The sequence below is a fragment of the Streptacidiphilus sp. P02-A3a genome (assembly GCF_014084105.1).
GTDB lineage: Bacteria > Actinomycetota > Actinomycetes > Streptomycetales > Streptomycetaceae > Streptacidiphilus.
In genome coordinates this window covers 5,837,543-5,849,456 of sequence record NZ_CP048289.1, presented here as the reverse complement: position 1 = coordinate 5,849,456, position 11,914 = coordinate 5,837,543, and the positions used below count along the sequence as shown (strand labels likewise).

Genomic DNA, 11,914 nt, shown 5'->3' with positions numbered 1-11,914 from the left:
AACCCCCCGTTGTCACCGTCAACCCCCCGTTGTCACGAACCGCCGGGCTGTCCGACCTTGCCGACCAGGGCGATCACGCGGACGGCCTCGGTGAAGGCCGGCCGTTGGGGGAGTGCCCGGCGGACGCGCTCGGTGAAGTCCGCGCGGTCCACGGGCTCCGGGACCGCGGAGTAGACCCCGCCGATGAGCTGCTCGAAGGTCAGCTCGCCGGTGTAGTCCACGGTGATCTCCCGGACGTCGCCGAAGCCCGCGGTGGTGAGCGCCCGCGCGTAGCGGTCGCGGTCCTCGGCGTCGGTGCCGCAGGTCGCCTTGACCGCGAGGCCGAAGTGCTGCTCCAGGGCGGTGCGCAGTGCCCGGGACCAGTCGCTGTCCTGGAGCCACAGCGGCGTCCCGTTGGACACCACCGCGATGCCGCCCCCGGCCCGGGTCAACGGCCGCAGCGCCGCGAACAGGGTCTCGTGCCGCATCCAGTGCAGCGCGTTGCCGATGACCGTCATCCCCAGTGAGTGCGGACCGAGCAGCACGCCCAGCGCCGGGACATCGGTGTCGGCGCCCAGCATCCAGGTGGCGTTCCGGACCTCCTGCTCCGCTGCCGTGCGCTCGGCCAGGCGCAGCATGTCCGGCTCGGGGTCCATGCCGACGACCGCGCGGACCCGGGCGGCGAGCGGGACGGCGAGTTGGCCGGTGCCGCAGCCGAGGTCGAGTACGGTGTCCGCGCCGCCCAGGGCAAAGGCCGTCTGCAACGCGTCCAGCACCTCCGGCGGATATCCGCGGCGGAACTTCGCGTAGTGCTCCGCTACCTCACCGCTGAACTCAGGTCTCATGGACTTCACTGTGCCAAACCCCAGCGGGCCGGAGCGACTGGATCGCTGACAGCGGAAAGTTCTGTTCTGGCCGATGTTTCCGCAGCTCAGTCCATGTGGCCGATATTCCGGTGCGTCCGTGCGGGCGGGGGACTAGGGTGCGTTCAATGCCGAGAGAGCGCAAGGGCGGGTCGCTGTGGCGGCACCGCGACTTCCTGTTGTTGTGGAGCGGGCAGACCGTCGATCAGTTCGGCACGCAGGTGAGCTGGCTCGCCGTGCCGATGATCGCCATCGTCACCCTGCACGCGAGCAAGTTCGAGGTCGCCGCGCTCAGCGCGGCCGGGGCGCTCCCGGTGCTGCTGGTGTCACTTCCGGCCGGGGCCCTCGTGGACCGGACCCGGCGGCGGCCGCTGATGATCGTGTGCGCGGCCGGGAGCGCGCTGGCGATGGGCTCGATCCCGCTGGCCTCGGCGCTCGGCGGGGTCACCCTGCTCCAGCTCTACCTCGTCGCCATGGCCGTGGGCGCCTTCGGGGTGTGCTTCTCCGCCGCCGCCGGGTCGCTGCCGTTCGCGCTGCTCGGCCCGGAGCAACTCGTCGAGGCCAACGGCCGGATGAACACCGCTCGCGGGCTCGCCGAGATGGCCGGACCGAGCGCGGGCGGGTTCCTGGTCGGCCTGCTCGGCGCGGCCCGGGCGGTCGGCATCGACGCGGTCTCGTACGTGTTCAGCGCGGTGACGCTGCTGGCGATGCGGTTCCGGGAGCCGGAGGCGGGACCCCGGCCGCCCGGGGCGCGGCTGCGGACCGAGGTGGCCGAGGGGCTGCGGCTGGTGCTGCGGCATCCGCTGCTGCGAGTGGTGGTGCTGGCCAACGGCATGGCCGGCTTCCTGCTGGCCGGGGTGAGTTCGCTCTGGCTGCTGTACGTGATCACCGGGCTGCACTGGAGCCCCCGGGTCGCCGGGCTGGTCTACGGCCTGAGTGTGATCGGCGGCGTCGTCGCCAGCATGGGCGCCAAGGCGATCATCGACCGGCTCGGGATGAGCCGGGCGGTGATCCTGGGGGCGTTCTGCTCCGCGCCGCTGGAAATGGTCACCCCGCTGGTCTCGCGCGGACCGGCCGGTGAGTGGATCGTCGGGGTGGCCTTCGCCGCGCTCACCGCGGCCGGAATGGTGAACATGACGGCCACCATGTCGCTGCGGCAGCTGATCTGCCCGCCGGACATGCAGGGCCGGATGAGCGCGACGAACCGGTTCCTCTCGCAGGGCCTGCGGTTCCTCGGCCCGCTGGTCGCGGGCGGCCTCGGCACCTGGATCGGACTGCGGCCGACGCTGGCGCTGCTGGCCGGATCCACGCTGCTGTGGTCGGCGACCCTGTTCCTGTCCCCGATCCGGACCATGCGGGAGGTCCCGGTGCACGAGGCCTACGCGGGGGTGACCGCTTAGCGGTTCACCGCCACCGGCGCCGCCCGGTACCCGTCGTGCCGGGGCCGACGCCTGGTACGCGAACGGGCCCCGCCGTAGTGGCGGGGCCCGGACAGCAGGTGGATCGGGTGCGAATCAGAAGAAGTCGCGCTCGACGTACTCCTCGCGCACGATCTCCTCGCGACGGCCGCCGAACAGGCCGCCGCGCTCCACGATCTCCTCCCGCTCGATGATCTCTTCGCGGCCGAAGGGGCCGCGGCGGACGATCTCCTCGCGTTCGATGATCTCCTCGCGACCGAAGAGACCGCCCCGCTCGATGATCTCCTCGCGCTCAAAGAACTCTTCCCGCACGGTGTCTCCCATGTTCGTTCGGCTGACCAGGATGCCCGCGCGGAGTGAACGGGCAAGGCAGGGACGGCTGTTGGCACGCCACAGCGCGTGAAGCACCTCTGCGGCAGGCGTCCTGACGTCCCGACAGGCCAGGACGATAGCGCATGCGGGTAAGGATGATCGTCGCGGTGCCCGGCGGTCGGTTCACCCCGCGCCAGGACCGAGTTGGTTGGTGGCGGAACTTACCGCGCTCTCGGGCGCGATGAATTCGTCAATCCGGCTTGTTCCGAAGAAAATTGATGGCTTTTTTCGGGGGCGGTGCGGGGGATTCCCGGCCTCGGTTCGACCGCTGGTTTCCGGGCCGAATAACGGCCGCTGCCGCCGCTGCTCGGGCGGCGTGGAGCGAGCCGCTCGCGGCGGGGGAGTTGCGGAACCAGTTCCGGAACTGACGGTGTGTCGGCGCATGGTCCCGGGTGACGGGGTCGAGGTCCGGGGGATGGCGCTGTCAACCCGAACCGGATGAACATCATTTGCTTCTTGCCATTGACGTCCTGACGTCAGAATTGTTAAATCACAGCGTGAACTAAGCCTTGATGTAAGGTCTGGCACCTCACGCCTGACATCACGGCGGCACGACCGCGTCCCGCCCACCTCTGGGCCGCGGTCCGTCTCGGCCGCTCGGAGTCCGGATTCTCCTGGACGCCGGGCACCGCACACACCAGAAAGGGTGTGGCCAGCTCAATGATCAGACAGCTATGGCGCTCCGCTCCCCGTGCCGGAGCAGCACAGCGCAGCGCACGTCCACGAGTGTTCAGGGAACTCGGAGACCGGTCAGGCAAGCGCCGACTGACCTATGCCGTGGTCACGGTGACCTCCATGCTCGGACTGCTCATCGCTCCGATAGCGACCACCAGCGCGTCGGCGGCGTCGAACGAGACCGCGCTCAGCGAGACCGGCTGGTCCGCCACCGCCAGCACCAACTCGGCGGGCGATCCGCCGTCGAACGCGATCGACGGCAATCTGGCGACGCGGTACAGCTCGGACGCCTACCAGGCCGCCGGGATGTGGTTCCAGGTCAATCTCGGTTCGGCGCAGAGCTTCAACCAGATCGAGTTGAACTCGCCCAACTCCGCCGGTGACTACGCGGTCGGCTACAACGTGGAGGTGTCGACCGACGGCACCAACTTCACCACCGTGGCCACCGAGACCGGTACCGCCTCGCCCGAGACCGCGACCTTCGCCGCCCAGACCGCCCAGTACATCCGGGTGGTGCTCACCGCCCCCAGCACCACCAGCTGGTGGTCGATCGACGAGTTCACCGCCTACAGCGGGACGGCCAGCACCGAGACCGCGCTCAGCGAGACCGGCTGGTCCGCCACCGCCAGCACCAGCTCCGCCGCCGATCCACCGTCGAACGCGATCGACGGCAATCTGGCGACGCGGTACAGCTCGGACGCCTACCAGGCCGCCGGGATGTGGTTCCAGGTGAACCTGGGTTCGGCGCAGAGCTTCAACCAGATCGAGTTGAACTCGCCCAACTCCGCCGGTGACTACGCGGTCGGCTACAACGTGGAGGTGTCGACCGACGGCACCAACTTCACCAGCGTGGCCACCGGTACCGGCACCTCCTCCCCGGAGACCGCGACCTTCGCGTCGCAGACCGCCCAGTACATCCGGGTGGTGCTCACCGCGGCCAGCACCACCAGCTGGTGGTCGATCGACGAGTTCACCGCCTACAGCAACGGCTCCGGCGGCGGCAGCAGCACCCCGCCCCCGCCCACCGGCGGCAGCCTCGGCTCCAACGTCTACGTCTTCAACACCAGCATGTCGCAGGCGTCGATCCAGAGCACCCTCAACACCATCGCCAACCAGCAGATCGGCAACCAGTTCGGCACCCAGCGCTACGCGCTGCTGTTCGACCCGGGCACCTACGGCTCCACCACCAACCCGCTGGTCTTCTCGGTCGGCTACTACACCAGCGTGGCGGGCCTCGGCCTGAACCCGAGTGCCGTGACCATCAACGGCGCGATCAACTCCTGGAACCAGTGCAGCGGCACCACCTGCAACGCCACTGACAACTTCTGGCGTTCGGTGTCCAACCTCACCATCAACGTCACCGGCATGACCGGCTGCGCCGCGGGCGACGACTTCTGGGCCAGCTCGCAGGCCTCGCCGCTGCGCCGGGTGCACATCAACGGCAACCTCAGCCTGATGGACTACTGCAACGGCTCGCCCGACTACGCCAGCGGCGGCTTCATCGCCGACTCGGAGTTCACCGGCGGCACCGTCACCAGCGGCTCCCAGCAGCAGTACTTCACCCGCAACAGCTCGCTGGACGGGTGGAGCAACGGCGTCTGGAACCAGGTCTTCTGCGGCGACCCGGGTGCCCCGGCGCAGAGCTTCGCCTCCAACTCCGGTGACAGCGGCGGCCCGAACCCGTACACCACGCTGAGCAGCTGCCCGACCACCGAAGAGGAGCCGTACCTGTACGTCGACTCCTCGGGCAACTACAACGTGTTCGTGCCCTCGGTGCAGAGCAACTCCAACGGCCCCACCTGGGTCAACGGCAACACCCCGGGCACCTCGCTGCCGCTGAGCAGCTTCTTCGTGGTGCAGCCCTCGTCTACCACGGCGCAGATCAACGCGGCGCTGGCGGCGGGCGACAACCTGCTGTTCACCCCCGGCGTCTACAACGTCACCCAGACCATCAACGTGACCAAGGCCGACACCAAGGTCATCGGCCTGGGCTTCCCGACCCTGATCCCGTCCAACGGCAACATCACCCTGAGCACCGCCGACGTCAGCGGGGTCAACCTGTCCGGCCTGATCTTCGACGCCGGACCGACCAGCTCCTCCGCGCTGCTCCAGCTCGGTACCCAGGGCTCGACCGTGAGCCACGCCAGTGACCCGGTCAGCGTCGACGACGTCTTCTTCCGGATCGGCGGCGCCGAGGCGGGCACGGCGGCGACCAGCTTCATCGACAACAGCAACAACTCCCTGATCGACGACGTGTGGGCCTGGCGGGCCGACCACGGCGCGGGCGGCGGCTCCTGGACGTCCGACCAGGCCGCGACCGGCGTCATCGTCAACGGCAACAACGTCACCGCCTACGGCCTGGCCGTGGAGCACTACCAGCAGTACGAGACGATCTGGAACGGACAGGGCGGAACCGTCGTCTTCTACCAGAACGAGAACCCGTACGAGGTGCCGAACCAGGCCGCGTGGATGTCCAGCGCCACCCAGGACGGCTACCCGGCGTTCTACGTGCCGAACAGCGTCACCACCTTCCAGGGGTACGGGATGGGCAGCTACTCGTACTTCAACCAGGGGGTGAACATCCAGAACGCCATGGCCTTCCAGGCACCGAACACCCCGGGCGTGCAGTTCCACGACCTGCTCACGGTGTTCCTGAACGGCTCCGGTGGCATCAACTCGGTGATCAACGGGACCGGCGCACCGGTCAGTTCGACCTTCGGCGGGCCCAGCGACGTGGTGTCGTACCCGTGACCCGGATGAGTGCCGGCTGATTCCGACCCCCGGTCCGAATCTCCGGCGACCGTGACCGCGCCCGTTTCGACCCGCCTCGTGCGGCGGGTCGAAACGGGCGCATCGGCGTTCCGGGCCGCGTCGGGCCCTGGCGACGGCGCCCGCTGTTGGTATGTTGCGGGAACGGACGGACGGCGCGACGCGAGAAGGGCGGGCGGGGTGGCCGAGCAGCAGCGGCGTTGGGGCTGGCTGGCCCTGGTGGCGGCGGTGGTCGTGATCGGCTGGGCCGCGCAGCACGGCGGCCACGGCTCCGGTGCCTCCGGGACGACGGTGGCCGCGTCCGCCGGCCCGTCGGGCACCCGGCCGTCGCCGGGCGGCAGCGGCCACCCCGCGCCGTCCGCGTCGGCCTCGCCCGACCAGAACGTCCCCTCGGACTTCGCCGCGCCGGTGGTCGAGTACGCCCGGCAGGCCGGGATCGACCCGCAGCTGCTGATGGCGATCCTCTACAACGAGTCCTACAAGCCGCACGACCCGGCGTTCCAGAAGGCCTGGCTGCGGCTGAAGCCGGGGGCGGCGCTCGGCATCGCCAACATGCACGAGGCCGCCTACGACGAGACCAGGACCGGCCGCGGCTTCGCCGACCGCGGCTGGCTGGACCTGGCGGACGATCCCGGCCTGGCGATCGAGGCCGCCGCCTGGTACCTGCACGACCTGGCGGCGCAACTGCCGGCGCACCCGTCCGGCGGGTACACCGAGGACCAGCTGCTGGCGATGGGCTACAACGCCGGGGCGTCCAACATGCTGGCCTTCGCGCGCGGGGTGACCCCGGGGTCGCTGTCGCAGACCTACCTGGACACGCTGCGGCAGAACTGGGACACGGCCGGCCAGGTGGTCAAACCGTATCTGTAGCACCTGACCTGTCGGCGCGTCAGATCAACACCAGCAGGTCCATCCAGCTCACCGCGGGCTGCTCCGGGGTGCCGGACGCCGCTGCCCGCAGCCGGGCCATGCCCCGGTCGAACTCCGCGTCGGTGAGCGCCCGCAGCTTGGAGTCCGCCTCGCGGCGGACACTCGCGGCGAACTCGCCCAGGGTGCGGGCGTTGCGCTGCGGCACCGGGCGCAGCGCGACCCGGGTGAACCCGGCGGTGGCGAAGGCGTCGCAGACGTCCTCCACGTCCGGGTAGGTGTCCACCAGCCGTTCGGTCTCCGGGAAGAAGCGGACCCGCAGGTCGCGTCCGCAGCGGCCGGGGAAGGAGTTTCGGATCAGCACCGGCGCCCCGGGCTTCAGCGCCCGGCGCAGCTCCCGGGCGGCGGCCCGGAGGTCGGACAGGTGGTGCATGACCGAGCCGAGCCAGGCGGCGTCCGCGCAGCCGTCGGGCACCGGCAGCGCCTCGGCGGTCCCGTCGAGTGCCTCGATGCCGTCCTGGCGGACAATCAGTTCACGCATGGCAGAAGCGGGTTCGACCGCGAGCACCTGGACGCCGAACCAGTCGTGGAAGGCCTCGGCGAAGGCCCCGGTGCCCGCGCCGACGTCCAGCAGGGTCATCGCCGGGGTCAGTGTCACCTGCGCGCTGATGGCGGCGCGCCAGTCCGCCAGTCCGTCCCGGGGGATCTCCCGCGCGGCCCGGTAGGCCTCGGCGGTCCGGCGGTCGGCCGGCGAGTGGATCCGGGCGCCGTGCCGCTGGGTGGTGCGCAGGGAAGGGGTCTGCATGCTGTCGCCTCCGAGGTCAGCCGGTGATCACTGACGGGAGGCGCCCAGGCGGTCGACGCTCACGTGGATGTTCAGCCGCTCCCCGGCGGTTGCCCGCCCGCGCCAGTCGCGACCGGGAGCAGCCTACCAGCCGGGCCCCGGAAACGGCCGACGCCACCCGCGTACGGCCGGGGCCGACGCGGGTGGCGCTCCGTCACCGGGCCGCGCCCGGTGGCCCGGACGCGGCCCTCAGCGCTCGCTCAGTGACTGCTCAGCAGGGGCCGTCGCTGGTCCAGGCGCCGGACGAGCCGCCGGGAACCTCGTCGTCGTTCCACTGGTTGGCGGTCCAGTTGTCGCCGTTGTAGGAGACCTCGGCGCCCTGGGAGTACGCGGACGAGGAGTTCCAGGCCGCCACGCAGGTGCCGCTGCCGCCACCGCCACCGGTCGAGCTGGGCGAGGAGGTGGGAGAGCTGGGCGGAGTGGTCGGCGGGGAGGTGGGGGGAGTCGCCCCGGCGAACTCGGCCGTGTACTTGGTGAAGTCGTACGCGTTCTGGGTCACGCTGCTGCACTCACCGGACAGGTCGCCGTTGTTGTTCGGCGGGTTGCACTCCCGGTCCCGGTTGACGTCCCAGAAGGTGTACCGGGTCATCCCGCTGGACTCGGCGAAGTTCAGCACCGACTGGAAGTCCGCCTGGTAGAAGTACTCGGCGCTGTCGGTGCGGCCGTTCATCTGGGAGACGCCCTCGTGCGCGTACGCGGTGGCGGAGCTCCAGCCGAAGGTGCTCACCAGCTGGGCGTTGAAGTCCTGCAGCGCGGTGATCTGGCTGGCCGCGCCGGAGAAGCCGCCGTCGAAGGGCATGATGGAGTAGTTGTTGGGCGTGAAGCCCAGCGACTTGGCGTTGGCCAGCAGCAGTTGGCCGAAGTAGTTGGCGCCGGTGGTGGTCGACGGGATGGTCACCGACACGTACAGGCCCGGGTTGTTCTGCTGCAGGATCTGCGCCGCGCCGAGCTCGTTGTTGATCGAGCCGGCGCTCTCGATCTCCGGCTCCTCCAGGTCGAAGTCGATCGCGTGCAGCCCGTACTTGGTGATCACCTGCTGGTAGGCGGCGGCGGTGGCGGCCGGGGTGCCGCACTCCTGCCCGAGCTTGGTGCCGCCGTAGCCGCCCGCCGAGACGGAGACGTCGCCGCCGTCCGCGCGGACCTCGTTGATCACCGCCGCGACCTGGGTGTCACTGGAGACCGGGTCGGTCCCGTCCCAAGTGGGGGTACAGCCACCGCCGTTGGGCGCCAGGATGAAGGCCAGCTCGTACGCCTTCTGCCCGGTCGCCGCCATCACCTGGCCGAGGTCGGGGGCGGAGGAGTCGAGCGTGTAGTAGTACGGTGCCGAGCCGTACCAGTTGTTGCCGAGCGCAGTCGTGGTCGCCGCGTGACCGGTGCCCGCAGTCAGCACCAGGGCGCCCGCCGCGAGGATCGCGCTGGCTGCCGCAGCCGGGAACATCGCCGCTATCTTTCGCATCTATCCACCTCAGGACATTGTCTGTGGTGCGTGTGGGGGTAGCACAGGCCGGCGCCGACGCTGCTGTACACGACAATTTGGCCTGGACCAAGTTGACTGTCAAGGTCTGGACCAATTTCGATCTGTCCCCGCAGGCCGGCGCCGTGCGGCCCGGTCCGACTGGCGGACAAGGTGGCGGCGGATCCGGTGATTTAGCTGATTCTCCGTCAATTATGTTTGAAATTAACTACTTTGGTGAACGCCAGTGGCAATGCGCGGCCGCCCAGCGCAGCCGTCATGCGATCGTCCGGCGCACGGCGAACGGGGCCCCCGATGGACTTCAGCGTCACCCACGCGCAGCTCTCCGCCGAAGTCGCGGTGGTCAGAGTCGTCGGCGAGGTCGACGTCTACCGCGCGCCCAGGCTGCGCGAGGTGCTGAACGGACGCGTCGACCACGGGCAGTACCTGGTGATCGTCGACCTGCGGCCGACCACCGCGCTGGACCCCACCGGCCTCGGCGTGCTCGTCGCCTGCCGGAAACGGGTCCGGGCCCAGCGCGGCGCGCTGGTGGTGGTCACCCAGCAGGAGGCGGTGCTGCGGCGGTTCCGCAGCACCGGACTGAGCCGGGTGCTGCCGATCCGCCCGACCGTGGCCCAGGCGGTCGCGGAGCTGGCGCGGATCCGCCCCGGCATCCTGCTGCGCCCGCTCGACACCGACGACGAGTCGCTCCAGACCTTCTAGGACGCGCCCCCGGCGAGGCGGCCGGGAGGCAGCGGCACGGCCACACCGGTGACCGAGATCCCGCTGCCCGGCTCGGTCGGGACACCCACCCCGATGGTGCTCGGGCGGCCGAGGTCCTGTCCCTGGAACACGGTCAGCTCTGCCGGGGTGGCGACCAGCCCCAGCTCCCGCAGGTACCCGCCGAAGGCCGCGGCCGCCGCACCCGTCGCCGGGTCCTCGACCACACCGCCGGGCGGGAACGGGTTCCGCGCGTGGAACACCGTCTCCGACTCCCGCCACACCAGGTCGATCGTGGTCCAGTCGGCCCGCCGCATCAGCTCGGCCAGCGCGGGCAGGTCGTAGTCCAGCGCGGCCAGCCGCTCCCGGCCGGCGGCGGCGATCACCGGATGCCACGCCCCGGCGTAGGCCACCCGCGGCGGCAGCGCCGGATCGAGGTCGTCCGCCGACCAGCGCAGCGCGGCCAGCAGTTCGGCCAGCTCGGGCCCGGCCAGCGGCCGGGTCCGCGGCGGCACGCTGACCAGGGTCGCCGCCACCGTGCCGTCGTCGGCCCCGGCGGTGGCCACGGCCACCGGTCCGGCCTTGGTCCGCAGCCGCAGCCCGCCCACGCCGTACCGGTGCGCCCAGGCGACCGCCAGGGCGATGGTGGCATGCCCGCAGAACGGCACCTCGGCCAGCGGACTGAAGTAGCGGACGTCCAACTGGCCGTCCTCGCCCGGCAGTACGAAGGCCGTCTCGGAGAAGCCGACCCGCGCCGCCGCCGCCAGCATGGCCGCGTCGTCCAGACCGCTCGCGTCGAGCACCACCCCGGCCGGGTTCCCCCCGGCGGGATCGGTGCTGAATGCCGTGTACGTCAAGATCTCCACACCGGACGGTAACCCGCCGCCCAGGCCCGGTCAAAGATCCGCGGCCGAGCCCCGTCCGGACCCGGGACCCGGATCGGGTAGGGTGGGCCGCTCCAGAACGTGGACGGTACCGAGGAGGTGAGACCCATCAACGCAAGTCCGGACCGGGTGCTCTCCTCCCGCAGCGGTGAGGACCGCCTGCTGTAGGCGGCCGGAGAGCGCCCTTGGGTATGCAGGAATCCCGAAAGGCTCTCATGTCAGACTTCCCCGATCCCACCGGCGTCGATGCCACCGAGGTCGATCCCACCGGCGTCGACTCCGACGGCCTCTCTGAGCAGGCCGTGGTGCTCAGGCTCCGCGCGGCCGGTTGCGTCTTCGCCGAGGACGAGGCCCGACTGCTCCTCGACACCGCCGCTGACCAGGCCGGACTCGACGCCATGGTGCGCCGTCGGATCGACGGCCTGCCGCTGGAACACGTCCTCGGCTGGGCCGAGTTCTGCGGTCTGCGGATCGCCGTCGACCCCGGCGTCTTCGTGCCCCGGCGGCGCACCGAGTTCCTGGTCCGGCAGGCCGCCGCGCTCGGACGGCCCGGAGCGGTGGTGGTCGACCTGTGCTGCGGTTCGGGCGCCATCGGCGCGGCCGTGGCCTCGCTGCTCGGCCCGGTCGAGCTGTACGCCGCCGACATCGACCCCGCCGCCGTGCGCTGCGCCCGGCGCAACGTCGCCGACGCCGGTGGCCGGGTCTTCGCGGGCGACCTGTTCGACGCGCTGCCCGCCGCACTGCTCGGCCGGGTGGACGTGCTGCTCGCCAACGTGCCCTACGTGCCCACCGAGGAGGTCGGGCTGCTGCCGCCGGAGGCCCGGATCCACGAGCCGCTGGTGGCCCTCGACGGCGGGGCCGACGGCCTGGACGTGATGCGCAGGGTCGCCCGGGAGGCCGCGCGCTGGCTGGCGCCCGGCGGATCACTGCTGGTCGAGGCCAGCGAGCGGCAGTCCCGGTCGGCCCTGGACAGCTTCGCCGGGAACGGGCTGCGCCCGCGCCTGGCGGTGTCGCAGGAGCTGTACTCGACCGTGGTGGTCGGCACCAGGCCCGCCACCGGTTGACCTGGG

10 protein-coding genes are annotated in these 11,914 nt (G+C 70.9%); 5 read left to right on the top strand and 5 right to left on the bottom strand.

Annotated features, from left to right (window positions below; genetic code table 11):
• Positions 1–32: 32 nt before the first annotated feature.
• Complete coding sequence (locus GXP74_RS25090; protein ID WP_182453504.1) at positions 33–824, bottom strand: class I SAM-dependent methyltransferase; 792 nt, start codon at positions 822–824, stop codon at positions 33–35.
• Positions 825–970: 146 nt separating this feature from the next.
• On the opposite strand from GXP74_RS25090, the gene GXP74_RS25085 reads away from it, so the two are divergent.
• Positions 971–2,242, top strand: a complete 1,272-nt coding sequence (locus GXP74_RS25085; RefSeq protein ID WP_182453503.1) for an MFS transporter — start codon at positions 971–973, stop codon at positions 2,240–2,242.
• A gap of 114 nt (positions 2,243–2,356) precedes the next feature.
• On the opposite strand, the gene GXP74_RS25080 is transcribed toward GXP74_RS25085, so the two are convergent.
• The gene (locus GXP74_RS25080; protein WP_225448162.1) at positions 2,357–2,584 is read right to left on the bottom strand and encodes a hypothetical protein; all 228 of its coding nucleotides are present in this window, start codon (positions 2,582–2,584) and stop codon (positions 2,357–2,359) included.
• A gap of 843 nt (positions 2,585–3,427) precedes the next feature.
• Here GXP74_RS25080 and GXP74_RS25075 point away from each other — a divergent pair.
• Together GXP74_RS25075 and GXP74_RS25070 are read left to right on the top strand one after the other, a co-directional pair.
• Complete coding sequence (locus GXP74_RS25075; protein ID WP_182453501.1) at positions 3,428–6,058, top strand: discoidin domain-containing protein; 2,631 nt, start codon at positions 3,428–3,430, stop codon at positions 6,056–6,058.
• A 198-nt stretch (positions 6,059–6,256) separates the two neighbouring features.
• Entirely contained in the window at positions 6,257–6,946 is a 690-nt protein-coding gene (locus GXP74_RS25070) for a transglycosylase SLT domain-containing protein (protein WP_182453500.1), read from the top strand.
• A gap of 19 nt (positions 6,947–6,965) precedes the next feature.
• Here the strand turns inward: GXP74_RS25070 and GXP74_RS25065 are convergent, their stop codons facing one another.
• Both GXP74_RS25065 and GXP74_RS25060 read right to left on the bottom strand, forming a co-directional pair.
• A complete protein-coding gene (locus tag GXP74_RS25065; RefSeq protein ID WP_182453499.1) occupies positions 6,966–7,748 on the bottom strand; it encodes a methyltransferase domain-containing protein in 783 nt (260 codons plus the stop codon).
• 250 nt (positions 7,749–7,998) lie between these two features.
• Positions 7,999–9,243, bottom strand: coding sequence for a carbohydrate-binding protein (locus GXP74_RS25060; RefSeq protein ID WP_182453498.1), 1,245 nt, complete (start codon positions 9,241–9,243; stop codon positions 7,999–8,001).
• 312 nt (positions 9,244–9,555) lie between these two features.
• Between GXP74_RS25060 and GXP74_RS25055 the strand changes: the two genes are divergently transcribed.
• Positions 9,556–9,963, top strand: coding sequence for an STAS domain-containing protein (locus GXP74_RS25055; protein ID WP_182453497.1), 408 nt, complete (start codon positions 9,556–9,558; stop codon positions 9,961–9,963).
• On the opposite strand, the gene GXP74_RS25050 is transcribed toward GXP74_RS25055, so the two are convergent.
• Entirely contained in the window at positions 9,960–10,826 is an 867-nt protein-coding gene (locus GXP74_RS25050) for a PhzF family phenazine biosynthesis protein (RefSeq protein WP_182453496.1), read from the bottom strand. The two genes, GXP74_RS25055 and GXP74_RS25050, sit on opposite strands and share 4 nt — an antisense overlap.
• A 233-nt stretch (positions 10,827–11,059) precedes the next feature.
• Here GXP74_RS25050 and GXP74_RS25045 point away from each other — a divergent pair, with 233 nt between their 5' ends.
• Positions 11,060–11,908, top strand: a complete 849-nt coding sequence (locus GXP74_RS25045; protein ID WP_182453495.1) for a putative protein N(5)-glutamine methyltransferase — start codon at positions 11,060–11,062, stop codon at positions 11,906–11,908.
• Positions 11,909–11,914: the final 6 nt, after the last annotated feature.